The 23,656-nt window shown below is 59.2% G+C and carries 23 protein-coding genes; 14 read left to right on the top strand and 9 right to left on the bottom strand.

Annotated elements, in window-relative coordinates:
• Window positions 1–206 precede the first annotated feature (206 nt).
• The 4 genes from C8265_RS03280 to C8265_RS03265 form a co-directional block, all read right to left on the bottom strand.
• A complete protein-coding gene (locus C8265_RS03280) occupies window positions 207–419 on the bottom strand; it encodes a hypothetical protein (RefSeq protein WP_108482575.1) in 213 nt (70 codons plus the stop codon).
• A 27-nt stretch (window positions 420–446) separates the two neighbouring features.
• Window positions 447–2,222 (bottom strand): acyl-CoA dehydrogenase C-terminal domain-containing protein, encoded by a 1,776-nt coding sequence (locus tag C8265_RS03275; RefSeq protein WP_108482574.1) that lies wholly within the window; start codon window positions 2,220–2,222, stop codon window positions 447–449.
• 10 nt (window positions 2,223–2,232) lie between these two features.
• Entirely contained in the window at window positions 2,233–2,628 is a 396-nt protein-coding gene (locus C8265_RS03270; RefSeq protein ID WP_108482573.1) for a MerR family transcriptional regulator, read from the bottom strand.
• A gap of 213 nt (window positions 2,629–2,841) precedes the next feature.
• The gene (locus C8265_RS03265) at window positions 2,842–3,216 is read right to left on the bottom strand and encodes a MerR family transcriptional regulator (protein WP_108482572.1); all 375 of its coding nucleotides are present in this window, start codon (window positions 3,214–3,216) and stop codon (window positions 2,842–2,844) included.
• A gap of 141 nt (window positions 3,217–3,357) precedes the next feature.
• Between C8265_RS03265 and C8265_RS03260 the strand changes: the two genes are divergently transcribed.
• The 3 genes from C8265_RS03260 to C8265_RS03250 are packed head-to-tail and all read left to right on the top strand — an operon-like array spanning window position 3,358 to window position 5,598.
• Window positions 3,358–3,792, top strand: coding sequence for a PaaI family thioesterase (locus C8265_RS03260; protein ID WP_108482946.1), 435 nt, complete (start codon window positions 3,358–3,360; stop codon window positions 3,790–3,792).
• Complete coding sequence (locus C8265_RS03255) at window positions 3,789–4,292, top strand: PaaI family thioesterase (protein WP_108482571.1); 504 nt, start codon at window positions 3,789–3,791, stop codon at window positions 4,290–4,292. Before C8265_RS03260 ends, C8265_RS03255 begins: the two co-directional genes overlap by 4 nt.
• Window positions 4,285–5,598: an MATE family efflux transporter gene (locus C8265_RS03250; RefSeq protein WP_108482570.1), complete on the top strand. Its 1,314-nt coding sequence runs from the start codon at window positions 4,285–4,287 to the stop codon at window positions 5,596–5,598. Before C8265_RS03255 ends, C8265_RS03250 begins: the two co-directional genes overlap by 8 nt.
• Here the strand turns inward: C8265_RS03250 and C8265_RS03245 are convergent.
• The gene (locus C8265_RS03245; RefSeq protein ID WP_108482569.1) at window positions 5,568–6,647 is read right to left on the bottom strand and encodes a quinone-dependent dihydroorotate dehydrogenase; all 1,080 of its coding nucleotides are present in this window, start codon (window positions 6,645–6,647) and stop codon (window positions 5,568–5,570) included. The two genes, C8265_RS03250 and C8265_RS03245, sit on opposite strands and share 31 nt — an antisense overlap.
• Before the next feature lies 1 nt (window position 6,648).
• Window positions 6,649–6,987: a DUF952 domain-containing protein gene (locus tag C8265_RS03240; RefSeq protein WP_108482568.1), complete on the bottom strand. Its 339-nt coding sequence runs from the start codon at window positions 6,985–6,987 to the stop codon at window positions 6,649–6,651.
• A gap of 133 nt (window positions 6,988–7,120) precedes the next feature.
• Here C8265_RS03240 and C8265_RS03235 point away from each other — a divergent pair, with 133 nt between their 5' ends.
• From C8265_RS03235 to C8265_RS03185, 11 genes are all read left to right on the top strand, one after another.
• The gene (locus C8265_RS03235) at window positions 7,121–8,677 is read left to right on the top strand and encodes a bifunctional metallophosphatase/5'-nucleotidase (protein WP_108482945.1); all 1,557 of its coding nucleotides are present in this window, start codon (window positions 7,121–7,123) and stop codon (window positions 8,675–8,677) included.
• A gap of 116 nt (window positions 8,678–8,793) precedes the next feature.
• Complete coding sequence (locus tag C8265_RS03230) at window positions 8,794–9,456, top strand: SOS response-associated peptidase (protein WP_108482567.1); 663 nt, start codon at window positions 8,794–8,796, stop codon at window positions 9,454–9,456.
• A gap of 327 nt (window positions 9,457–9,783) precedes the next feature.
• A complete protein-coding gene (gene ade, locus C8265_RS03225) occupies window positions 9,784–11,484 on the top strand; it encodes an adenine deaminase (protein ID WP_108482566.1) in 1,701 nt (566 codons plus the stop codon).
• A 243-nt stretch (window positions 11,485–11,727) separates the two neighbouring features.
• Window positions 11,728–12,921, top strand: coding sequence for an L-aspartate--glyoxylate aminotransferase BhcA (gene bhcA / locus C8265_RS03220; RefSeq protein ID WP_108482565.1), 1,194 nt, complete (start codon window positions 11,728–11,730; stop codon window positions 12,919–12,921).
• The gene (gene bhcB, locus C8265_RS03215; RefSeq protein WP_108482564.1) at window positions 12,918–13,883 is read left to right on the top strand and encodes a beta-hydroxyaspartate dehydratase BhcB; all 966 of its coding nucleotides are present in this window, start codon (window positions 12,918–12,920) and stop codon (window positions 13,881–13,883) included. Before bhcA ends, bhcB begins: the two co-directional genes overlap by 4 nt.
• A gap of 20 nt (window positions 13,884–13,903) precedes the next feature.
• On the top strand, window positions 13,904–15,064 hold the full coding sequence (bhcC, locus tag C8265_RS03210; protein ID WP_108482563.1) for a 3-hydroxy-D-aspartate aldolase BhcC: 1,161 nt from the start codon (window positions 13,904–13,906) through the stop codon (window positions 15,062–15,064).
• Between the two features lie 138 nt (window positions 15,065–15,202).
• Window positions 15,203–16,177: a type I glyceraldehyde-3-phosphate dehydrogenase gene (locus tag C8265_RS03205; RefSeq protein WP_108482562.1), complete on the top strand. Its 975-nt coding sequence runs from the start codon at window positions 15,203–15,205 to the stop codon at window positions 16,175–16,177.
• Between the two features lie 134 nt (window positions 16,178–16,311).
• A complete protein-coding gene (locus tag C8265_RS03200) occupies window positions 16,312–16,953 on the top strand; it encodes a paraquat-inducible protein A (protein WP_108482561.1) in 642 nt (213 codons plus the stop codon).
• Window positions 16,950–17,573, top strand: coding sequence for a paraquat-inducible protein A (locus tag C8265_RS03195; protein WP_108482560.1), 624 nt, complete (start codon window positions 16,950–16,952; stop codon window positions 17,571–17,573). The genes C8265_RS03200 and C8265_RS03195 overlap by 4 nt, the downstream gene beginning before the upstream one ends.
• Window positions 17,570–20,404: a PqiB family protein gene (locus C8265_RS03190; RefSeq protein ID WP_108482559.1), complete on the top strand. Its 2,835-nt coding sequence runs from the start codon at window positions 17,570–17,572 to the stop codon at window positions 20,402–20,404. Before C8265_RS03195 ends, C8265_RS03190 begins: the two co-directional genes overlap by 4 nt.
• Window position 20,405: 1 nt before the next feature.
• Window positions 20,406–20,963, top strand: coding sequence for a PqiC family protein (locus C8265_RS03185; RefSeq protein WP_108482558.1), 558 nt, complete (start codon window positions 20,406–20,408; stop codon window positions 20,961–20,963).
• A 190-nt stretch (window positions 20,964–21,153) separates the two neighbouring features.
• Here the strand turns inward: C8265_RS03185 and dtd are convergent, their stop codons facing one another.
• Genes dtd through C8265_RS03170 form a run of 3 tightly spaced genes read right to left on the bottom strand, consistent with a single transcriptional unit; the run spans window position 21,154 to window position 23,648 of the window.
• Window positions 21,154–21,591 (bottom strand): D-aminoacyl-tRNA deacylase, encoded by a 438-nt coding sequence (dtd, locus tag C8265_RS03180; RefSeq protein ID WP_108482557.1) that lies wholly within the window; start codon window positions 21,589–21,591, stop codon window positions 21,154–21,156.
• A complete protein-coding gene (locus C8265_RS03175; protein ID WP_108482556.1) occupies window positions 21,588–22,505 on the bottom strand; it encodes a carbohydrate kinase family protein in 918 nt (305 codons plus the stop codon). Before C8265_RS03175 ends, dtd begins: the two co-directional genes overlap by 4 nt.
• 54 nt (window positions 22,506–22,559) lie before the next feature.
• Window positions 22,560–23,648, bottom strand: a complete 1,089-nt coding sequence (locus C8265_RS03170) for a TFIIB-type zinc finger domain-containing protein (protein WP_108482555.1) — start codon at window positions 23,646–23,648, stop codon at window positions 22,560–22,562.
• Window positions 23,649–23,656 lie beyond the last annotated feature (8 nt).

The following is a 23,656-nucleotide window of genomic DNA, read 5'->3' as shown; positions in this document are numbered from 1 at the left end:
TTCTGAATGACGATACTGCGTTCTGATATGTAGAACGAATTTACTTACAAAAGGCGTCGTCAGCCAAGCTGAATTGGCACGTCAAAACGCGCCGGATATCTGTTTTGTTTGGGGCGGGGGGATGATCGGGCACCGGGTCAGCACAATGGGCGCCGGTGCACAAGGCCGGGCAACGGATCAAAAAAATCTGCTGGATTCAGCCGCGCTTATCGTTTGCGCGCGTCGAGTTCTGCCAGAAACAGCCGCAACCGTGCGGTAAGGTTTTCCTTGTGGGTCACGCTGTCGAAATGTTCGAACAGAAAACTCAGCGCCTCACCCTCTTCCAGTCCTGCCTCATCGGCAAAGCGTTTCAGCCGCCGATAGGCATCCTCGGTCAGGGCGACAGGCAGACGGCGGGTCTGGCGGAAACGTTTCGGCATCGGCGGCTCCTTTATCACCGGGTCAGTCTAAAAGTCTGCCGCGTCCAGATCCATCACCGTTTCGGCCCCCGATGTGATTCGCGCCAAATGCAGCGCTGTGGCGGGCAGATGGCGGGCCATGTAATAGCGGCCGGTCGTGAGTTTTGCATTGTGAAACGCCGTGTCCGTATCGCCCGCCGCCAAGGCCGCAATCGAAGCGCGCGCCATTCTGGCCCACATATATCCAAGACAGACATGGCCAAACAGGTGCATGAAATCATAAGACCCCGCCAAGGCCGCATTGGGCGTTTTCATGTTCTGCATGAAATACATCGCGCCGGTCTGCAAATCCTTGCTTGCCGATTTCAGCGGATCAAGGAAATCGGATTTCAGCGCCTCGTCATCCTGATGTTCCTTGATGAACCCTTTGATCAGATCAAAGAACGCCATCATGGTTTTGCCACCATTCAGGCCCAGTTTTCGCCCCACCAGATCAAGCGATTGAATGCCATTCGTGCCCTCATAGATCATGGTGATCCGGGCATCGCGCACGAACTGTTCCTGTCCGGTTTCCCGCACAAACCCCGACCCACCCAAGGTTTGCTGTGCCAGAACGGTGGTTTCAAACCCTCGGTCGGTCAGCACCCCCTTTAACACCGGGGTGAGCAGCGAAATCATCGCGTCGGCCTCGGCATCGGTGTTGCGGTGGGCGCGGTCAATCAGGGACGCGCCCCACAATGTAAGGGCGCGCGCGGCTTCCAGAAAACTTTTCTGATGCATCAGATTGCGCCGCACATCGGGGTGAACGATGATCGGATCGGCCGGTTTGTCGGGGGCCTCGGCCCCGGTCACGGCCCGCCCTTGCAGACGGTCCAGCGCAAAGGCGCGGGCGTTCTGATAGGCGACAACGCCTTGGGCATACCCTTGCAGACCCACACCCAGCCGAGCCTCGTTCATCATCGTGAACATGGCGCGCATGCCTTTGTGCGGCGCGCCAATCAGAAACCCGGTGGCGCCATCGTAATTCATCACACAGGTGGCATTGCCGTGAATGCCCATCTTTTGTTCCAGCCCGCCGCACGACACCGCGTTGCGCGCGCCCAGACTGCCGTCATCCTTGACCAGAAATTTCGGCACCAGAAACAATGAGATGCCTTTTACACCGTCCGGACCACCAGGAATTTTTGCCAGAACCAGATGAATGATATTGTCGGTCAGGTCATGTTCGCCCGCCGAAATCCATATCTTTTGCCCGGTGATCAGATAGCTGCCATCGTCCTGTGGTTCGGCCCTGGTGCGGATCAGACCCAGATCGGTGCCACACTGGGGTTCGGTCAGGTTCATGGTGCCCGACCACGAGCCTTCGATCATCCGGGGCAGATACATCTGCTTTTGCGCGTCGGACCCGTGCGTATGTATCGCCGAGATCGCGCCATGGGTCAGACCCTGATACATGTTGAACGCCATGTTCGCCGAGACGAAAATCTCGCCCGTGGCACTGTGCAGCAGATATGGCATGCCCTGACCGCCATATGCCGGATCGGCATCCAGCCCCATCCAGCCGCCCGCGCGCATCTGATCATAGGCGGCCTTGAACCCGTCGGGCGTGCGCACCGCGCCGTTTTCAAGGGTACAGCCCTGTGCATCGCCCACCTCATTGAGCGGCGCCAATACGTTTTCGGCCAATTTTCCGGCCTCGCCCAAGACGGCACCGGTGAAATCGCGATCCAACTCATCGTAACCGGCGATATCGCTGGCCGAGATGTTCAACACGTCATGCAGAATAAACTGCATGTCTTTCAGGGGCGCGGCGTAGGTTGGCATCGGACTCTCCTTAAAGGGCGTCTTCTTTCACGCGAAGTTTGGCCAGCCGTTCGGCGCCCCACTTCAACTGTCTTGTCAGATCGGAAATGGCATCGTCGAGTTCGGCGCGTTGCTGTTTCATCTGCGTCAGCCGATTTTGCGCAAGCTCATAGGTTTTTTGCAACTGCGTTTCCTGTTGGTCATCGGCATCGTACAGATCCAGCAATTGGCGGATTTCTTCGAGCGAAAATCCAAACCGTTTGCCGCGCAGGATCAGCGTCAGGCGCGCGCGGTCACGGCGGGTGAATAACCGTTTCTGGCCTTCGCGCAGCGGAAACAAAAGCTCTTTCGCCTCGTAAAACCGCAAGGTGCGCGGGGTTACATCAAAAGTATCGCACATCTGGCGAATCGTCATCGTGGTGGTCATCTGTCTTCCTATCGGGTCATGCGTTGAACCCGAGATGTGGCGATCAGACCCAGCATACAAGATTGGTTGACGTATACGTAAACGAAACGTCGCGTCACTTTGTCAGGGGTGAAACAATGCAAAAGCTGCCCTTGGGGAATGCGCAATATTATGTTGGCCAAACTGCTTTGATTCCCACCCGGGCGCGGCCAGACAGACCGTGTCAAACGGCGCTTATTCTTCGGGAATCGTCTTGGCCACCTGATCGCGGGCATTTTGCAGTTCGGATATCGTGCGCGTCAACTGATCGGATTCGGCGCGCAGGGTTTCCAGCTGCCGATCGGCCAGACGCAGCCATTCGACCATTTGCGCCGCGCTGCCCTGCTTGTCATAGATCAACAGCCATTGGCGTATTTCCTCAAGCGAAAATCCCCAACGGCGCCCCCGCAGAATCAATTTCATCCGCGCCACTTCGCGGGCATGATAAAACCGTGCACGGCCTTCTTTTTCGGGCTGCAGCAATTCGATGTATTCGTAATACCGCAAGGTGCGCGGCGTAACTTCGAATTTGGCGCACATTTCCTTAAACGATAAGCGATGATCGGTCATGCTGGGGGGTCTCCTGTGGCAAAGCTATCCTATAGGTTGAGCAGGGGCAAATCCAGTGGCAGGAAACCGCCAGAAACTTTTGGGTTGTTTGATTGGTCGGCAAAGCCAATAACCGGGGGGCCACCGCACAGGATGTTGACCATGATACAGCCCTTCACACTTGACACCGCACGACAGTTTGTCGCGGCTTTGCCTTATTCGCGGGCTTTGGGTATGCAGATTGTCACGATGGGGGATGGTGTGGTGGAAATTGAAATGCCCTATGATCCGCGGTTTATCGGCGATCCGGCCACCGGGGTGATTCATGGTGGCGCGGTATCGGCCTTGATGGACACCTGTTGTGGCACCGCAGTGATGAGCCACCCCGAGGGCAACCAATCCACCGCGACGCTGGATTTGCGCATCGATTACATGCGCGCCGCCACACCGGGACAGACCATTCGCGCGCGCGCCACCTGTTATCATGTTACCCGCAACGTGGCCTTTGTGCGGGCCGAGGCGATGGATGACGATTCCGCCCGCCCCGTGGCCGCGGCCACCGGCGCGTTCACCTTTACCCGAAAGGCCGAGTCATGAGCCGCCCGCCCCCCGAACCCGTGCAGGTGATCAAACAGCGCCGCGATGGCGCACTTGCCGCGTTGGTCGGCAATGTGCCGTATATCAAATTCATGGGCATTGCGTTTGAACGGCGCGGTGACGAGCTGACGGCGATTCTGCCATTTTCCGATATGTTGATCGGCAATCCGGTTTTGCCCGCCCTTCACGGCGGCGCCACGGCCGCCTTTCTTGAGGTGACAGCGATCATTGAACTGTCTTGGGCCATATTGTGGCCCGAACTTGAGGCGGGGCGTATTGATGCAGCGCATTTGCCCCGCCTGCCAAAGACCGTTGATTTCACCGTTGATTACCTGCGCTCGGGCTTGCCGCGCGATGCCTATGCCCGGGCGCGGATCAACCGCACCGGGCGGCGCTATGCGTCGGTGCATGTCGAGGCGTGGCAGGACAATCGCGCGCGTTTGTTTGCCCAGGGGACCGGGCATTTCATCATGCCGGATCTGACCCAAAAAAATGACTGAAACACCGCGTCTGACCCACCGCCGGGTGCTGAATCTGGCGCTGCCCATTGTGTTGTCCAATGCCACGGTGCCGATTTTGGGTGCGGTGGATACCGGCGTTGTCGGCCAATTGGGCGCGGCCGCGCCGATTGGTGCGGTGGGCATTGGCGCGGTGGTTTTATCGGCTATCTATTGGGTGTTTGGATTTCTGCGCATGGGCACCGTGGGCCTGACCGCACAGGCCATTGGTCAGGGGGACAAGGGCGAGGTGGCGGCGCTTCTGTCGCGCGCGCTGATGATCGGGATCGGCGCGGGTGTCATTCTGATTGCCGTGCAGGCGTTGATTTTTGCCGCGGCCTTTGCCGTTGCGCCAACCAGTGACGAGGTTGAAACGCTGGCGCGCGAATATATGGCGATTCGCATCTGGTCGGCCCCGGCGGCGATTGCGCTTTATGGGATCACCGGGTGGCTGATTGCGGCGGAACGCACCCGCGCGGTTTTGGTGTTGCAACTGTGGATGAACGGGCTGAACATCGGGTTGGATCTGTGGTTCGTTCTGGGCCTGGGTTGGGGTGTGCCGGGCGTTGCACTGGCCACGTTCCTGGCCGAATGGAGCGGCCTTGCCTTGGGCCTTTATCTCTGCCGCGCGGCTTTTGCGGTGCCGGCCTGGCGCGATTGGGGCCGGGTGTTTGACCGGGTGCGCCTGTGGAACATGGCACTGGTCAACCGTGATATTCTGATCCGGTCCTTGCTGCTGGAATCCATCATCCTGTCGTTCATGTTCTGGGGTGCGAAATTTGGCGATGTGCCTTTGGCCGCAAACCAGATTTTAATTCAATTTCTGCATATCACCGCCTTTGGTCTGGATGGCTTTGCCTTTTCCGCCGAGGCCTTGGTGGGTCAGGCCAAGGGCGCGCGGCGTCCTGATATGTTGCGCCGTTCGGCCCTGTTGACGGGGGGCTGGGCGTTGGCGGTTGTGCTGTTGTTGTCGGTGGTTTTTGCGCTGTTTGGCGGCGCGATCATTGATCTGATGACCACCGCGCCACAGGTACAGCAAGAGGCGCGGCGCTACCTGCCCTGGTTGATCCTGACGCCGATTGTCGGAGTGGGGGCGTGGATGCTGGACGGGGTGTTTGTGGGGGCAACGGCCACCCGCGACATGCGCAATATGATGGCGGTGTCGACGGTGATTTATTTCACCGCCGTACTTTTGCTGGCACCGGCATTCGGCAATCATGGGCTGTGGGCGGCGATGCTGATCAGTTTTGCGGCGCGGGGCATTACCCTGGGCCTGCGTTACCCTTCGGTGGAACGCGCGGCGGCCTGAAGCATGTCGTCGCGCCCGCTGCCCACGGCATCGGCGACGGTGGCAAAACCGTCACGCGCCAACAGATCGTCCAAACCCCGCGCGATCTCACCCACCAGCGACAGGCCACTATACACCAGCGCGCTATAAAGCTGCACCGCCTGCGCCCCGGCGCGGATTTTGGCATAGGCATCGGCGGCACTGGCCACACCGCCCACACCGATCAGCGGGATTTGCCCGCCCGTCAGCTGCGACAGCTTTGCCAAAACCAAGGTGGAGCGGTTGAATAACGGCGCGCCCGAAAGCCCGCCCGCCTCGCCCTTGTGCGCACTTTGTAAACCGTCGCGCGACAGGGTCGTGTTGGTGGCGATGATCCCGTCAATCCCGGTATCGCGGGCCACGGCGGCAATATCGGCCAGGTCGGCATCGGATAAATCCGGCGCGATTTTCAGGAAAATCGGGATTGGGTCGGGCAGGGTGGCGCGGGTTTCCATGACACCATTCAATAGCGCCGATAATGCCGCAGGCCCCTGCAGATCACGCAGTTTTTCGGTGTTGGGCGATGACACATTGACCGTCGCAAAATCCACATGCGGCCCGCAATGGGCCAGAACAGTGGCAAAATCGGCGGCGCGATCAGCGCTGTCTTTGTTGGCGCCCAGATTCAGGCCAACGGGAATCCCTGCTGTGCGCCGGGCCAGCCGGGTGGCGATGGCCTCCATCCCTTGGTTGTTGAACCCGAACCGGTTGATCACGGCGCGATCTTCGCGCAGGCGAAACAGGCGCGGTTTGGGGTTGCCCGGCTGGGGGCGCGGGGTGGCGGCGCCCACCTCAAGAAACCCGAAACCGGCGCGCGACAGGGGCGCGATGGCTTGGGCGTTCTTGTCAAACCCGGCGGCCAATCCCACAGGGTTGGACAGGGACAGACCCGCCAGCGTTGTCTTTAACCGGGGCGATGTGACCGGGCCGGGGGCCGGGGCCAGCCCCATGTTCAGCGCGCGGATCGACAGGCCATGGGCAAATTCCGGGTCAAACCGGTGCAACAAAGACAGGCCGATCCGCTCGATCATGTCAGATAACACCCTCGGGCAGGCTGTGGGTGCCGCCATCGCTGTTGATAGGTCGGTTCCAAATCACATCACCCAATGATAGCCCCCGATAGAGATGGGGAAACAGATCATCGCCACGGGATTTCTCCCATTTCAGACTGTCGCCCATCGCATCGGATTCACAGGCCAAAAGCACCAGCCCGGTTTCCCCGGCAAAGTGTTTATCCAGCGTTTCCTGAACCTGTGCGGCGGTGGAAAAGTGGATGAAGCCATCAGCGATGTCGACAGGCGCGCCAGCGGTGGTGCCCAGTTCCGACAGGGCCGCCCATTCGGCGGCACGAAAGATTTTATATATTTGCATCCGGGTGTGATGCCCTTTCGCTAAGCGGGGGTCAAGGCAGTGGTGCGCCATTACGCCAACCGGTGCATTGGCCTTTGACAGACGCGGCGGCATTGGCCAATCTGATCCGCATAACCAACCCTGGGGGATTATCATGACACTTCGTTTGCTTTCATCCGTTGCCGCGCTGGCGCTGTCGGCCGGTGTGGCACAGGCCGATTATTCGCTGACGATTCTGCACACCAACGATTTTCACGCCCGCTTCGAACCGATCAGCAAGTATGATTCCGGCTGTTCGGCCGAAGACAACACCGCAGGCGAGTGTTTTGGCGGATCAGCACGGCTGGTCACCGCCATTGCCGATGCACGGGCGCGGTCAAACAACAGCATCCTTGTGGATGGCGGCGATCAGTTTCAGGGCACGCTGTTTTATACCTATTACAAGGGGAAACTGGCCGCCGAAATGATGAACAAAATGGGCTATGACGCGATGACCGTGGGCAACCACGAATTCGACGATGGCCCCGAGGTTTTGCGCGGCTTTACCGAAGCGCTGGATTTTCCCATTCTGATGAGCAATGCTGATATTTCCGGCGAACCCCTGTTGGCCGATGTGATCCAGAAATCGGTGGTGATCGAACAGGGCGGTGAAAAGATCGGCCTGATCGGGCTGACCCCCCAAAACACCGATGAATTGGCCAGCCCCGGCCCCAACGTGATTTTCACCGATCCCAGCGATGCCGTGCAGGGCGAAGTCGATAAGCTGACCGAACAGGGCGTGAACAAGATTATCGTGCTGTCCCACTCCGGCTTTGGCGTGGATCAGGAGGTGGCGGCAAACACCACCGGTGTTGATGTGATTGTCGGCGGACACACCAACACATTGTTGGGCGATATGGACGGCGCGGTTGGCAAATACCCCACCATGGTGGGCGATACCGCCATCGTACAGGCCTATGCCTATGGCAAATTCCTGGGTGAATTGAATGTAACCTTTGATGATGATGGTGTGATTACCGCCGCCGAGGGCGCGCCATTGATCATGGATGGCAACGTGGCCGAGGATTCCGCCACCAAGGATCGTGTGGCCGAGGCCGCCGTGCCTTTGGATGAAATCCGCAACAAGGTGGTGGCCGAAACCACCGAGGCGATTGATGGCGACCGTACGGTGTGCCGGGTGCAGGAATGTGCGATGGGCAACCTGATTTCCGATGCCATGCTGGCCCGCGTGGCCGACCAAGGCATTCAGATCGCCATTCAAAACAGCGGCGGCGTGCGCGCCAGCATTGATGCCGGAGAGGTGACCATGGGCGAGGTTTTGACCGTGCTGCCGTTTCAAAATACCCTGTCGACATTTCAGGTGACCGGTGCGGTGATGTTGGAAGCGTTGGAAAACGCAGTCAGCCAGCATGAAGAGGCCTCAGGCCGGTTCGTACAGGTGGGCGGCATGACCTATGCCTTCGATCTGAGTCAGCCCGTGGGCAGCCGGATTTCCGATGTGATGGTCGGCGGTGAACCGATTGATCCGGCGGCAACCTATGGCGTGGTGTCAAACAATTTCGTGCGCAATGGCGGCGATGGGTTCAGCATGTTCCGCGATGCGGAAAACGCCTATGATTTCGGTCCGGACGTGGCCGATGTGCTGGCCGAATATATGGCGGCAAATGCGCCAGTCTCGCCCGTGGTCGAAGGGCGCATCACGCAAAAGTAAGCGCGCCAAATCTGCTGGCGTGTTTCTGGCGTCGGTTGGATTTGGATATTTTTGGCAAGAAAAAACCAAGGGCCGTTCGTCATGTCGGACGGCCTGATTGTTTGTTAAGGTGGGTTATGTGCGGACGAATGGCAGTCACGCTGCCCCATGATGCGATGGCGCAGATGTTTCAGGCGGCGCCGGGCAATGATTTGCCCGAGGTGCCGAATTATAACGTGTGCCCGACAAATCGTGTGCATGTGGTAGCATCAGACGGCGCGCGGCGGCTTTCGGCGATGCGATGGGGGTTTTTGCCCAATTGGTACAAGGCCGAAAACGATGGGCCGCTGTTGATCAATGCGCGCGCCGAAACCATTGCACAAAAGCCCGCGTTCCGCGACGCCGCGCGCGCCCGGCGGTGTTTGATTCCCGCCAGTGGATTTTATGAGTGGACCAAGGATGCCGAAGGCAACCGATTGCCTTGGTACATCGCCCGCGCCGATGGTGCGCCCTTGGCGATGGCCGGGATCTGGCAAGTGTGGGGAAATGATGACCCGATGGCGACCTGCGCCGTGGTGACCACCGCCGCCAACCCGGCAATGGCAGAAATCCACCACCGGATGCCGGTGATCGTGGCGCCCGAGGATTGGGCGCTGTGGCTGGGCGAGGCGGGGCATGGGGCGGCGGTTTTGATGACGGCCGCGCCCGACGATGCGCTGATCTGGCACCGGGTGGACCGGAGCGTAAATTCAAACCGGGCGGCGGGGCCTGAGCTGATTGATCCGCTGGATGTGGAATGAATTTGATCGCGCTTAGGTTGTATTTGTGGCGCCACAAAAAAAGGCCGCGGCGAACCGCGGCCTGTCCAGTCAGGGAGGAACTATGATGCCATCATGATTATAAACCTGATGACGAAAGAGATGTTTTGCCTGTCTTTTGTGATGCAACTCTTCTTCTGGTTGCATCACACTTCCCGATCACATGGGCGCTTAAATAATAACATAGCGCGATTTTCTGCCTGAAAAAAGGCAAGCCGCGTCAACAGGCGATTTCAGGGCGCGAACACTGGACGTTTGACGTGATTTGGTGCCAATCTGTCACACATTTACCCATGAAGGAGGCATCTGATGCCCGATCCCAGCCTGTCTCGTCTGATTGAAACCGCCCAAGGCGGCGCGCCTTGTGATCTGGTCTTGCGGGGGGCGACGGTTTTTTGCGTTGTCACCGGCGCGCGGATCAGTGGCGATGTGGCGATCACCGACGGGCAGATTGTGGGCATCGGCGATACATATGACGGGGTCGAGGTGATGGATCTGACCGGCCTCACCCTGGTGCCGGGGTTTATCGACACGCATTTGCATATCGAAAGTTCGCTGGTCACGCCGTTTGAATTTGACCGCTGTGTTGGCCCGCACGGTGTGACGACCGCCATCTGTGACCCCCATGAGATTGCAAATGTCCTGGGGGTGCCGGGGATACAGTATTTTCTGGATGCGGCAATGGAAACGGTGATGGATATCAAGGTGCAGCTGTCTTCCTGTGTACCCTCAACCGATATGGAGACGGCGGGGGCGGCGATTTCAGCGGCGGATTTGCTGCCGCTGCTGGATCATCCTGCGGCGCTGGGCCTGGCTGAGTTCATGAATTATCCGGGTGTTATTCACCGCGATCCGGGGTGTATGGACAAGCTTGAGGCGTTTCGCGGCCAACACATTGACGGGCACGCGCCGCTGTTGTCAGGGCGCGACCTGAACGCCTATATCGCCGCCGGTATTCGCACCGAACACGAGGCGACAAGCGCCGAAGAGGCATTGGAAAAGCTGCGCAAGGGGATGCGGGTGTTGATCCGCGAAGGATCGGTATCGAAGGATTTAGAGGCATTGCTGCCGATATTAAACGATGCGACCAGTGCCTATTGCTGTTTTTGCACCGATGATCGCAATCCATTGGACATCGCCGAGCAGGGGCATCTTGATTACATGATCCGCACGGCGATTGCGCGCGGGGTTAGCCCGCTGGCCGCTTATCGCGCGGCGTCGCTTTCGGCGGCCGAGGCGTTTGGGCTGAAAGATCGCGGGCAGATCGCACCGGGCAAGCGGGCGGATATTGTGGCCGTTGGATCGTTAGAGGCCTGTGATGTGCAGGCGGTGTTGTGCGGCGGCGTGGTGATGGATGCTGCGGCGTTTGAGGCGCGCCGGGTTTTGGCCCCGATAGGGCAGCAATCGGTGAAAGCTCCGCCTGTGGGGGCGGGCGATTTTCGCACCACCAGTAACCGCGCGCAAAGTGATGTGATTGGGGTGATTCCGGGTAAGATTATCACCGAACATTTGCACGAGGATATCGCGGTTGAAAACGGCGATAAGGCCCCTGATCCGGCGCGCGATCTGGCGCGGATCACAGTGATTGAGCGGCATGGAAAGAACGGCAATATCGCCAATGGGTTTGTGCGCGGCTTTGGCATTCAGGCTGGGTCGATTGCATCGACCGTGTGTCATGACCACCACAATATCGCGGTGGTCGGGGTGAATTACGATGACATGGCGCTGGCCGCAAACCGGCTGGGCGAGATTGAAGGTGGTTTTGTCGTGGTGCGGGATGGCGCGGTGTTGGCCGAACTGGCACTGCCGATGGCGGGATTGATGAGTTTGGAGCCGTTTGAAACGGTGCACGCGCGATTGGTGGCCCTGCGCGCGGCGGCGGTGTCATTGGGCGTGGTGCTGGATGAGCCGTTTTTGCAACTGGCGTTTTTGGCGCTGCCGGTGATTCCGATGCTGAAAATCACCGACCGCGGCATGGTTGATGTGACCCGGTTTGAGATCATCGGTTAGTGTGACCAGGCGGAGGGGCCTTGCGGCCCCACGACATTTTTTGTCTGGCGCTTGTGGCGGGCGAAAGGCATGAAATATGCCGCCTTTCACATTTTTGAAAAATATCACCAAGGGGTGAAAAATTCAAACTATTGAAAATGTTCAGAAGTTTCGATTTTTCATAATTTGAAAATCAAATTCAAAAAAATTGAGATGCGGATGGAGGCAACGTAGAACAGGTGTAACGCCACCTAGGAGGATGCGATGAGCTTTCAGAACCCCGTTTTCATTCCCGGCCCGACGAACATTCCAGAAGTTGTGCGCAAAGCGTGTGATATGCCGACGGTCGATCACCGCTCGCCGATTTTCGGGCGCATTTTGCACCCGGCGCGGGCCAATGTGCAAAAGGTTCTGAAATCGGACAGCGCCCATGTGTTTATCTTTCCGTCCACCGGCACGGGCGGGTGGGAAACGGCGATCACCAACACTTTGTCACCCGGTGACACGGTTTTGATCGCGCGCAATGGTATGTTTTCGCATCGTTGGATTGATATGTGCCAACGGTTCGGATTGGATGTTCAGGTGGTGGAAACCCCGTGGGGTCACGGCATTCCGGCGGATCGGTTCGAAGAGATCCTGACCGGGGACAAAGGGAAAGCAATCAAGGCCGTACTGGCCACCCATAATGAAACCGCCACTGGCGTTGTGTCGGACATCGGCGCGATCCGCCGGGCGATGGACGCGGCCGATCACCCGGCGCTGTTGCTGGTGGATGGGGTCAGTTCCATCGGGTCGATGGATTTTCAGTTCGATGCCTGGGGTGTCGATGTGGCGGTGACCGGATCGCAAAAGGGTTTCATGCTGCCTGCCGGTTTGGCGATTGTCGGATTTTCCGACAAGGCGCGCGGATCTGTAGAAATGGCGCAATTAAAGCGCACCTTCTTTGATATTCGCGATATGGAAAAGGCATATGCCAACAACGCCTATCCCTATACCCCCGCTGTGGGGCTGATGAATGGGTTGCTGATCAGTTCGCATATGTTGCTGGACGAAGGATTGGACAATGTTTTTGCCCGCCATCGCCGGATTGCCAGCGGGGTGCGCGCGGCGGTTGCGGCATGGGGGCTGAACCTGTGCGCGGTGTCGGATGATGTGCAATCTGATACGGTCAGCGCGATTGTGACCCCCGAAGGGTTTAACGCCACCGATATCGTGACCCATGCTGCCGATGCTTACGGTGTGGCATTCGGGGTGGGATTGGGCGAGGTTGCGGGCAAGGTATTTCGCATTGGCCATCTTGGATCGCTCACCGATGTGATGACCCTGAGCGGGATTGCCACGGCCGAGATGTGCATGGCCGATCTGGGCCTGGATATTCCCCTGGGCAGTGGCGTTGCGGCGGCGCAAAAGGCGTTTATGGTGGGGGCCAATGCCAAAATGAAGGCAGCAGCACAATGAAGGACAGTGGTGATATGATACTCCCGACCTATGACGATGTGATTGCGGCCCATGAGCGGATCACCCCCCATATTCACCGCACGCCGGTTCTGACCTCGTCCTATCTGAACGAGCTGACGGGGGCCGAACTGTTTTTCAAATGCGAGAATTTTCAAAAGGCCGGCGCGTTCAAGGTGCGCGGTGCGTCCAATGCGGTGTTCGGGTTAAGCGATGCCGAGGCACGCAACGGTGTCGCCACCCATTCAAGCGGCAATCATGGATCATCTCTGGCCTATGCCGCCGGGCGGCGGGGTATTCCGTGCCATGTGGTGATGCCGCGTACCGCCCCCCAGGCCAAAAAGGATGCGGTTTTGGGCTATGGCGGGATCATCACGGAATGCGAGCCATCGACAACCAGCCGCGAAGAGGTGTTTGCCAAGATCCATGCCGAAACCGGCGCCGATTTCGTGCACCCCTATAATGACCCGCGGGTGATTGCCGGGCAGGGGACGTGCAGCCGCGAATTGCTGGAGCAGACCGACGGATTGGATGCGGTGATTGCACCCATCGGCGGTGGTGGCATGATTTCGGGCACCTGCCTGACCCTGTCCAACATTGCGCCCGAGGTTAAGGTGTACGCCGCCGAACCCGAACAGGCCGATGATGCGGCGCGGTCGTTTCGGGCCGGGCATATCATTGCCGATGACGCGCCTGTGACCGTTGCCGACGGGCTGAAAGTGCCATTGAAAGAGCTGACATGGCATTTCGTGCAGCGCCATGTCACCGATATTCTGACTGCGTCCGAGGATGAAATCATCGCCGCCATGCTTTTGACCTGGCAGCGGATGAAAATCGTGATGGAGGCAAGCTGCGCTGTGCCCCTGGCGACGATCCTGAAAAACCCCGAGGTGTTTCGCGGCAAACGGGTGGGCGTGATCATCACCGGCGGCAATGTAGATTTGAAAAAACTGCCCTGGATGTAGGGGCCTGAGGAGGATTCGACATGAAAGATGTGAATTTGGACGATTTCGAAGTGGGCTATGACATTCCGGCCCATATCGGCATGGATGAGGCGGACATTTGCACGCCTTGTCTGGTGCTGGATCTGGATGCGATGGAGCGCAACATCAAGAAGATGGGCGACTTTGCCAAGGCCAACGGAATGCGTCACCGCAGCCATGGCAAAATGCACAAGTCCGTGGATGTGCAGGAAATTCAACAGGATCTGGGCGGGGCTTGTGGCGTGTGCTGTCAAAAGGTGTCTGAGGCCGAGGTGTTCGCCCGTGGCGGAATCACGGATATTCTGGTGTCAAACCAGGTGACGCAGCCGGAAAAGATTGACCGCCTCGCGCGTCTGCCGAAACTGGGTGCGCGCACGATTGTCTGTGTCGATGATTTGGACAATGTGCCCAATCTGTCGGCGGCCGCGGTCAAGCATGGCACGCAGATCGAATGCCTGGTGGAAATTGATTGCGGCGCTGGGCGCTGTGGCGTCACCACCACCCCGGAAGTTGTGGCAATTGCCAAGGCGATTGATGCCGCCGAGGGGCTGAAATTTTCGGGGCTTCAGGCCTATCAGGGCGCGATGCAGCATCTTGACAGCTATGACGAGCGCAAAGCCAAAACCCAGATTGCCATCGATATGGTGAAAGACGCGGTTGACGCGTTGAAGGCCGAAGGGCTGGAGTGTGACATCGTCGGTGGTGGCGGCACCGGATCGTATTATTTCGAAGGGGCCTCGGGCGTATATAACGAACTTCAGTGTGGATCATATGCGTTCATGGATGCCGATTATGGCCGGATTTTGGACAAGGACGGCAACCGCATCGACGAAGGCGAATGGGAAAACGCATTGTTCATTCTGACCAGTGTGATGAGCCACGCCAAGCCCGACAAAGCGATTGTTGATGCCGGGCTAAAGGCGCAATCGGTGGATTCGGGCCTGCCCACGATCTATGGGCGGGACGATGTGAAATACGTCAAATGTTCCGATGAACACGGCGTCGTGGCCGACCCGGATGGTGTGCTGAAGGTAAACGACAAGCTGAAGCTGGTGCCGGGCCATTGCGACCCAACCTGTAACGTGCACGATTGGTATGTGGGCGTGCGCAACGGCAAGGTTGAAACGCTGTGGCCGGTATCGGCCCGTGGCAAAGCGTTTTAAGGGCTTGTTATTGGATATTTAAGAGCAAGAAAAAGGGGCAGGGTGGTTTCTGCCCCTTGTTGCTGTGATATGCGACGACACGGGAACTGATTTGACATCGGCGGCGCGGTCAGACGATATCGCCGTGATGGGGGGACGATGCGGATTGCGATCAATGGATTTGGACGGATCGGGCGTACGATTGTGCGCGCGCTGTTCACATCGCGCCGCGACAGCGGGGTGACGATTGCGGCGATCAACGATATCGCAGCGGCCGATTTATGTGCCTATCTGTTTGAATACGACAGTGTTTTCGGCCCATTCCCGGGAACGGTGAGCGTTGGCGATGGCGCGCTGACAATCAATGGCACCGCGATCCCGTTCTATCATGGCGATGACATTTCAACCTTTGATTTTGGCGATGTCGATCTGGTGTTGGAATGCACGGGCAAGGCCAACAGCCGCGCCGTGGCCGAACGCGGCCTGCGCGCCGGGGCGCGGCGGGTATTGATTTCGGGGCCATCGGCGGCGGCGGATGCAACGGTGGTATTGGGCGCAAACGAAGGCGCGGCGGGGGATTACCCCATCGTTTCAAACGCATCCTGCACCACCAATGCGCTGGCACCTTTGCTGGCGGTGCTGGACAGTGCATTTGGCGTTGATCATGGCCATATGACCACGATCCATTGTTATACCAGCAGTCAGCCGATGATTGACACGCCGCGCGGTGATTTCGCGCGCAGCCGGGCGGGCGCGCTTTCGATGGTGCCCACCACCACCAGCGCCACGGCGCTGATCGACACGGTGCTGCCGCACCTCACCGGGCGGATCACCGGTGCGGCGGTGCGTGTGCCCACGGCCAGTGTTTCGGCGGTGGATCTGATCGTGCAATTGCATGGCAAACCCGATCACGCCGCGATTGAGGCGGCATTGCGCGGCGCGGTCGGGCCTGTTCTGGGCTGGACCGACCGGCCCTTGGTTTCGACAGATTTGCGCGCGCGCCCCGAATCCCTGATCATTGCTGGGCCGGAACTGATGGTACAGCCGGGAGGCATGGCGCGGATTTTCGGCTGGTATGACAACGAATGGGGATTTTCCAACCGGATGATCGACATGGCGATCCGGCTGGCATAGCGCCATGCGGCGATTTCGGGGGATTTTCAACGCGATATCGCGAATGTTTGATGCAGGGCGGGGGGAAACAGCGCAAATGCCCCTGCACCTTGGGCGGGATACTGCTAAACTCTCGGTGTCTTAGAAAGCTGTTCATGAACGATTCGTTGTCTTTTTCCGATAATGCGCAAGAAATGATCGCCTGTCCTCAATGCGACGCGCTGCATTGTGCCGAGGCGCCGCGCCCCGGTGAGCGGGCCATGTGCGTGCGCTGTCATACCGTATTGATCCAGCCGCACAAAGGCGCGGGGCTGCGGGTGATTGCCATGTCACTTGGCATCATGATCCTGATGTTGGGGGCGACGTTTTTTCCGTTTCTGCAGGTGCGGGTGGCGGGATTGAAAAACGCCAGTTCGGTGTTTGATGCGGCGCTGGCATTCATGGATGGGCCGATGGTGATCTTGTCGGTCATGGTGACGCTGCTGATCGTGCTGATCCCGATTTTGCGCGCATTTCTGGTGGTCTATGTTTTGACGCCGGTGGTGTTTGACCGCGCGCCATGGTCGCGGGCCGCGATGGCATTTCGCTGGGCCGAGGCGCTTAGACCGTGGTCGATGGCGGAAATTTTCGTGATCGGCGTGGCGGTCGCCCTGGTCAAGGTTTCCGATCTGGCACGGGTTGATTTTGGCCCGGCGTTCTGGATGTTTGCCGCCCTTGTCGTGGTCAGCATGTTTCAGGATGGCTATATGTGTCGCTGGTCGATCTGGAAATCCCTTGATCAAGGCGACCGCGCATGAGCGCGGCACCGGTTGTCACCGCGCGTCAGAGTGGGCTGATCGCCTGTACGCGCTGCACACGGGTCTGGCCCATGGGGCACACCCGCTGTGGGCGGTGCGGTGGGCGGCTGACCTCACGCGACAACAGCAGCCTGCAACGGGTCTGGGCCTGGTGGCTGGTCGGGATCATTTGTTACATCCCGGCCAATATCTATCCGATGTTGCGCACACGCACCCTGTTCATGACCGATGAAAGCACCATTGTGGCGGGTGCCGTGGAAATCGCCCAACACGGCAGTTATGGGATTGCCGCGATCATCATCATCGCTTCGGTGTTGATTCCGGTGGGTAAATTCATCGCCATCGCCTATCTCGCGCTGAGCTTGCGGCACCGGGTTCGGCTTTCGGCCCATGGGCGGCATCGGCTGTATGAGGTGGTCGAATTTATCGGCCGCTGGTCGATGATTGATGTGTTCGTGGTGGCCATCCTCAGCTCTTTGGTGCAATTAAGCACCGTTGCGACGATCAATCCCGGCCCGGCAGCCATAACTTTTGCGCTGTCGGTGATATTCACCATGCTTGCCGCGCTCAGCTTTGATCCACGGCTGATCTGGGACAACCCAAAGGACACGGCCCCTTGACCGACGAAAATATCCAACCATCGACGCCCGAAATCATGCCCGCCCGCAAAAGCCTGTGGCAGCGATTGTCACTGGTGTGGCTGGTGCCGGTGGGTGCTTTGGCGGTGTCGCTGTGGGTGGTGTTCACCACCTATAATGACCGTGGGCCAGTGATTGAAATCGCATTTCCCAGCGCCTCTGGCGTGAAGGCCGGCGAAACCGAACTGCGGTATCGCGATGTGGCGGTGGGTCTGGTTGAAGATGTGCGGTTTTCCGAAGGGTTGGACGATGTTCTTGTGACCGTGCGTCTGGAAAAGAACGTCGCCCGGTTTGTCGACGCCGATGCGCAATTCTGGGTGGTCAGCCCGCAGGTGTCGGCCCAGGGGGTATCGGGGTTGGATACCGTGTTGTCGGGCGTTTATATCGAGGGCAACTGGAACACCACCGTCGACGCGCCAGCCGCCAGTTTTCGGGGGTTGGATCGCCCGCCTCTGATCCGTTCGGGGCAGGAGGGCATCGCGATCACGCTACGTTCGTCCAATGTGGAGGGGTTAAGCGAAGGCACCCCGATCCTGTATCGCGGGATCACCGTGGGCAAGGTGGCCAATCTGCGCCTGTCCGATGATGGTGTCGCGGTGATTGCCGATGCATTCATTCGCGCGCCCGAAGACCGGCTGATCACCACTGCGACGCGATTCTGGGATACGTCGGGTTTCACCTTTTCCTTTGGCGCCAGCGGCGCGCAGCTCAGCGTGTCATCACTGGCGTCGCTGGTGGCGGGGGGCGTGGCGTTTGATACCATCGTTTCCGGCGGTGAGGCGGTGGGTGATCAGGAAACATTTCAGCTGTTTGCCGATGAAAACACCGCCCGCAACAGCGTGTTCACCGATGGCGGCGAAGGACCAAAATTGGATCTGGCGGTGGTGTTCGAAGGATCGGTCAGCGGTCTGGCCGTGGGCGCGGCGGTTGAATTTCAGGGCATCAATGTGGGCCGGGTTACCGCCATCACCGGCGTGGTGGACGAAGAACGGTTTGGCGACAATGCGGTGCGCCTGTTGGCCACTGTTTCGCTGCGGCTCAGCAAACTGGGCCTGTCGGCGTCGTCAACCCCGCAACAGGCGCTGGATTTTCTCGAAGCGGCGGTGGATCGCGGGGTGCGCGCACAGTTGCAGAATGCCTCGATCCTGACGGGCGGGTTGAAAGTGGCGCTGTTGGTGCCTGATTTTTATGGCCCGCTGTTGCCCGAAGATATCGATCGCACCGCCGATCCCTATCCGATCTTTCCGTCGGTTCAGGCGAATATTTCCGATTTCAACGATACCGCCGAAGGGGTGTTCAACCGGATCAACGAACTTCCTGTGGAAGAGCTGCTTGGGTCGGCCATCAATGTCATGGACAGCGTCAACAGGTTGTTGAACGACGAAGGCACCACCGGCACCCCGGCCGAGGTTCTGGCGCTGATTTCCGACATGCGCAGCCTGGTCGGGTCGGGCCCGGTGCAGGCCCTGCCGGATCAGGCCGGGGCGGTGATGGCCAGCCTTGAGGGCAGCGTCGCGTCCTTTGAGCGGCTGTTGCTGTCTATCGAAGAGCAAGACGCCGTAAAACGGTTGGTTGCGGCGTTGGATGCGGCCGAGCAGGCGGCAGATGCCGTCAGCCTTGCGGTGTCGGATGTTGATACTTTGGTCACCGATCTGCAGGCTGTGTCGCGCAGTGCCGATGCCTTGCTGATCACGGCCAACGGTTTGCCGCTTGACGCGCTGATCGCACAGGCGACGACGGTGTTGAACAGCGCCGATTCCCTGTTCACGGATCCCGCCACCCTTGCCCTGCCCAACGAATTGCGCACCACCGTGGCCCAAGCCCGCGGTGTGATCGAAGATCTGCGCACCAGCGGCGTGATCGAACAGGTGTCAACCACCCTCACCGCAACAGAAAAGGCGATCGGCGATGTGGCAACGGCGCTGATGCCGGTGATTGAATCCGCTGATGCGGGGCTGGCGGGTGTACCCGCGTTGATCACCGAACTCGAAGGCGTGGCGCAGGATGCGCGCGCGCTGATCGTCACGGCCAACGCGCTGCCGCTGAATGATCTGGTGACGCGCGCCGGAGGCGTGATTACCAGCGCCAATGCCCTGTTGAATGATGCCGCCACCCGCGCCCTGCCCGGGCAGGTGGGTGCGGCAATCGAGGCGGCGCGCGGCACGCTGGATGATTTGCGCGCTTCAGGTGTGATTGACGCCGCCGATGCGGCATTGACCCAGGCCAGCGATGCCGTGACCCGGATCACCGACGCCCTGATGCCGGTGCTGAACACGGCGCAATCGGCGATGATCAGTCTGGATGCCGCCGCCATCGATTTGCCGCGCCTGACCGCCCGGGCCGATGCCATTGCCGCCGAAATTGAAACATTGGTCGGATCAGCCGGTGAGATTCCGCTGGATCAACTGGCCGAACGCGCCCGAGTTCTGATCGACAGTGCCAATACTCTGATCGGCTCTGCCGATACCCGGGCGGTGCCCGGCGCGCTGAACGCCGCCTTGGCCCAGATCGAGGGCGTTTTGAACGATATGCGTAACGGCGGGTTGATCGACAATGCCAATAAAACCCTGGTTGCCACGGAAAACGCCGCCTCGGCGGTGGCCCGCGCAACCGAAGATTTGCCGGGCCTCGTCAACCGCATGAACCGCCTGTTGGCCGAGGCCGAAAAGGTGGTTGGCGGATATGACGCCAATGGCCAGTTGGGCAGCGAGGCAAAATCGACCCTGCGCGACATCCGCGCCGCTGCCAAATCCGTTTCCACTCTGGCCCGCTCGATCGAGCGGAGCCCGAATTCATTGTTGTTTGGACGTTGATATGAAGATTGCCCTTGCCACTGTTCTGGCCCTTACCCTGGCGGCGTGCACGTCAACACCCACTTTGCGCTATGCGGTGCCACAGGTGCCAGCGGGCGAAAAGATTCGCATCGGCGTGGGGTCGGTCGAGGTGCGCGAGGTCAATCTGCCGCTCTATGCCGAGCTTGAAACAATCGCCATTGAACTGCCCAATGGTGAGGTGGTCAGCGATGAAAACCTGTTATGGGCCGATAACCCGATCCGCGCCGTCACCCAAGGGCTGGCTGATGCATTGTCGATTTTGACCCGGGCCAATGTGGCCGCCGAACCCTGGCCGCTCAGCGATTATGCCGATGCCCGGCTTGAGGTGCGGTTTTCCCAAGCCCTGGCGCGGGCCAACGGCAATTACCAGATGACCGGGCAATATTTTGTGACCTTCCCGAATGGTGGCCGCCGCGATGTGGCGCGGCGTTTCGATATTTCGGTGCCCTATACTGCCGGAAATGCCAACGCGATTGCCACGGCGCAAGGTCAGGCCGTGACCATTCTGGCCCGCGCCATTGCAAAGGACGGTCTGTAGCAATGTCCAACATGCGCCCCCTGCAATTCGTGCAGGGGGGCGCATGGACTTCGCGGGCGATCCATTCAGGGATTTCCCCCTGTTTGACCCGCACCTGAACCATTTCCGATCAGGCCGATTCCCGGGTTATCCGGATGCGGTAATCTAGCGTGTTTAACCCTAACACCGGGTTAACAGATTGAGGAAAAACTCAGGTTTCCATCCAGATGGTCACCGGCCCGTCATTGACCAATGCCACCTTCATATCGGCCCCGAACCGCCCTGTGGCCACGGCAATGCCCTGTGCCTGAACAGCCCCGGCAAAGTGGTGATACAACGCTTCGCCCTCGGCGGGGGCGGCCGCGGTGGAAAATCCCGGGCGATTGCCGCTTGATGTATCAGCGGCCAAGGTGAATTGCGACACGATCAGTGCGCCGCCGTGGGTATCCAACACAGACCGGTTCATTTTCCCGGCATCGTCTTTGAATATCCGCAGCTTGGCGATTTTGGCGGCCAATTTATCGGCCTCGGCCTGCGTATCACCCGCCATCGCGCAGACCAGAATCAGCAGGCCCGGCCCGATTTCACCCACCACGGCGCCCTCAACGGTGACGCGCGCCTCGCTCACCCGTTGTAAAAGCGCCCTCATAATTCGGACCGGTGCGGCGGGTTGGCCCCTGCACGGCTGACGGTAATGGCAGCGGATTTTACCCCAAGGGTCAGCGCCCGGCGCACCAAATCTTCTGACAGTGCCGCGATGGCGGATTTGTTCAGCACCCCGGCATCATCAAGGGCCGATAACACTCCGGCGTTGAACGTATCGCCCGCGCCAACCGTATCAACGACTGTTACCTTTTCTGATGGCACGAACACCGATCCATTGGCGGTGTACCCCGTGGCACCTTTTGCGCCCTCGGTGATGCACACCAGTGACGGGCCCTTGGCCAACAACCCAGCCGCCAGATCAGCCAGATCGCCCGACCCTTGCAACCAATGCAGATCATCATCTGACAGTTTCACGATGTCGGCGGCATGCATCATCCGTTCGATCCGGGCGCGATATGCCGCCTCTTCGGTGATGAATGAGGGGCGAATGTTCGGGTCGATCATGATCACCCGCTTGGCCGTTTCCCGCCCTGCCAGTGTTTCATAGGCGGTGCCGCACGGGTCAACCACAAGGCTGATGCCGCCGAAAAACAGCGCCGATTCGTCGTGAAGCGTTGGTAAATCTTCGGCGGTAAGGCTGCGCCCGGCGGTGTTTTCATCGTAAAACGCATAGGTAGCATTGCCATCGACGAACTTCACAAAGGCCAATGTCGTGGAGCGCGCGGAACGGTGCGCCGGGCGGGTATCAACGCCCGAGGCGGCCAGACTATCAACCAGCATTTCACCAAACAAATCATCGGACAAACCCGAGAAAAACCCCACCTTGTTGCCAAGCCGGCCAAGGGCAATGGCGGTGTTGAACACCGCGCCGCCGGGGTAGGGGGCAAATGCGGTTTCGCCGGCCGTGGTTTCACGCGGCAGCATATCGATCAGGGCCTCGCCACAACACAGGATCATCTGCGCCTCCTTTGGGTAGGTTTGGATACTGTTATCGCTAACGTGCAGAAAAACTCAGCCCTGCTGGGCATAGACAAAGCCAACCAAACCGGCAACGATGGCAATCAAGATCACTGCGATGGTGATTTTGATCGCAGAATAGGGGCGTTCGCCCTGTACCTGACCGCTTTGGCCATTCACCACAAAGCGATAGGTTTTGCCGTTGTATTTATAGGCGGCCAACCACACCGGCAGCAGGATATGTTTGAACGTCACATCCGATACGGCGGTTTCAATTCCATGCACGCGCTGCCGGTCGCCGCCGATGTCAAACCGCACGTCGCGTTCGATCGAGCGGTCCATATAGGCGCGCGCCTCGTCATATCCTTCGGCCAGTTCCACCTGATAGCCTTCGGCGCGAAATCCGGCCAGAAATTCGGGGGTGTATGGCATCAGGGCCGAAAGATCCCAAGGTTGCAGCGCGTCGGTAAACCGTTTGGGAAGTGAACGTGAGGCCAGCACCAGCACATCGTCAAAAAATCGCGCCACCCGCCCTGAAACGGCGCGCCAGCGTACCTTTTGCACCTGTACGGTTTGGCGTTTGCCATCGCGCACGACGGTTTGGGTTTCATAATACACCGTGCCCCGTTCGCCGCGATAAGCACTTTTGGTATCGGCATCAAAGGTCCAGTAGGGCACATAGATACCCTGCATTTTCCGCCCCTTACGGGCATATTCGCGCAATCCGTTGGGCGCGAACCACAGCCGCCCCAACCATGTGTTCATCGCATCACGCGCCTGTGTTTCGGTCTGGGCAAAGGGCAGAACGGCGCGCGGTTTGATATGTCGGTGTTCGCCCGTGTCGGTAACCACCGGCGTGGCGCAAAACGGGCATTCGGTGGCGTGGGTATCGGCACCCAATTCCACCTCGGCCCCGCAATTGGGGCATTGGGTGACACGGGTGGTTTCAATTTCGATCTCAGGCAGGCGGGCCTCGATCGCGTCCTTGAAATCAAGCTCGCGGATTGGGGGCAGGGTGGGGCGGGTTGCCGCGATCTGTTCCTCATTGCCGCAATGATCGCAAATCAACAGACCCTGTTCCGGGGCGAACCGCATGTCCGACCCACAAGTGTCACAAGGAAAACGATGGTTTTCAATACTCATCACAGGAG

Origin of the sequence: Oceaniglobus ichthyenteri (assembly GCF_003057885.1) — a bacterium.
GTDB classification, from domain to species: domain Bacteria; phylum Pseudomonadota; class Alphaproteobacteria; order Rhodobacterales; family Rhodobacteraceae; genus Oceaniglobus; species Oceaniglobus ichthyenteri.
The sequence above is the reverse complement of the archived record's forward strand: the minus strand, read 5'-3'. Positions and strand labels throughout refer to the sequence as shown.

Bases quoted from the DNA above. Each gene is read 5' to 3' on its own strand.
- C8265_RS03280 (WP_108482575.1), bottom strand. From the start codon at position 419: ATGCCGAAACGTTTCCGCCAGACCCGCCGTCTGCCTGTCGCCCTGACC.
- C8265_RS03275 (WP_108482574.1), bottom strand. From the start codon at position 2,222: ATGCCAACCTACGCCGCGCCCCTGAAAGACATGCAGTTTATTCTGCAT.
- C8265_RS03270 (WP_108482573.1), bottom strand. From the start codon at position 2,628: ATGACCACCACGATGACGATTCGCCAGATGTGCGATACTTTTGATGTA.
- C8265_RS03265 (WP_108482572.1), bottom strand. From the start codon at position 3,216: ATGACCGATCATCGCTTATCGTTTAAGGAAATGTGCGCCAAATTCGAA.
- C8265_RS03260 (WP_108482946.1), top strand. From the start codon at position 3,358: ATGATACAGCCCTTCACACTTGACACCGCACGACAGTTTGTCGCGGCT.
- C8265_RS03255 (WP_108482571.1), top strand. From the start codon at position 3,789: ATGAGCCGCCCGCCCCCCGAACCCGTGCAGGTGATCAAACAGCGCCGC.
- C8265_RS03250 (WP_108482570.1), top strand. From the start codon at position 4,285: ATGACTGAAACACCGCGTCTGACCCACCGCCGGGTGCTGAATCTGGCG.
- C8265_RS03245 (WP_108482569.1), bottom strand. From the start codon at position 6,647: ATGATCGAGCGGATCGGCCTGTCTTTGTTGCACCGGTTTGACCCGGAA.
- C8265_RS03240 (WP_108482568.1), bottom strand. From the start codon at position 6,987: ATGCAAATATATAAAATCTTTCGTGCCGCCGAATGGGCGGCCCTGTCG.
- C8265_RS03235 (WP_108482945.1), top strand. From the start codon at position 7,121: ATGACACTTCGTTTGCTTTCATCCGTTGCCGCGCTGGCGCTGTCGGCC.
- C8265_RS03230 (WP_108482567.1), top strand. From the start codon at position 8,794: ATGTGCGGACGAATGGCAGTCACGCTGCCCCATGATGCGATGGCGCAG.
- ade (WP_108482566.1), top strand. From the start codon at position 9,784: ATGCCCGATCCCAGCCTGTCTCGTCTGATTGAAACCGCCCAAGGCGGC.
- bhcA (WP_108482565.1), top strand. From the start codon at position 11,728: ATGAGCTTTCAGAACCCCGTTTTCATTCCCGGCCCGACGAACATTCCA.
- bhcB (WP_108482564.1), top strand. From the start codon at position 12,918: ATGAAGGACAGTGGTGATATGATACTCCCGACCTATGACGATGTGATT.
- bhcC (WP_108482563.1), top strand. From the start codon at position 13,904: ATGAAAGATGTGAATTTGGACGATTTCGAAGTGGGCTATGACATTCCG.
- C8265_RS03205 (WP_108482562.1), top strand. From the start codon at position 15,203: ATGCGGATTGCGATCAATGGATTTGGACGGATCGGGCGTACGATTGTG.
- C8265_RS03200 (WP_108482561.1), top strand. From the start codon at position 16,312: ATGAACGATTCGTTGTCTTTTTCCGATAATGCGCAAGAAATGATCGCC.
- C8265_RS03195 (WP_108482560.1), top strand. From the start codon at position 16,950: ATGAGCGCGGCACCGGTTGTCACCGCGCGTCAGAGTGGGCTGATCGCC.
- C8265_RS03185 (WP_108482558.1), top strand. From the start codon at position 20,406: ATGAAGATTGCCCTTGCCACTGTTCTGGCCCTTACCCTGGCGGCGTGC.
- dtd (WP_108482557.1), bottom strand. From the start codon at position 21,591: ATGAGGGCGCTTTTACAACGGGTGAGCGAGGCGCGCGTCACCGTTGAG.
- C8265_RS03175 (WP_108482556.1), bottom strand. From the start codon at position 22,505: ATGATCCTGTGTTGTGGCGAGGCCCTGATCGATATGCTGCCGCGTGAA.
- C8265_RS03170 (WP_108482555.1), bottom strand. From the start codon at position 23,648: ATGAGTATTGAAAACCATCGTTTTCCTTGTGACACTTGTGGGTCGGAC.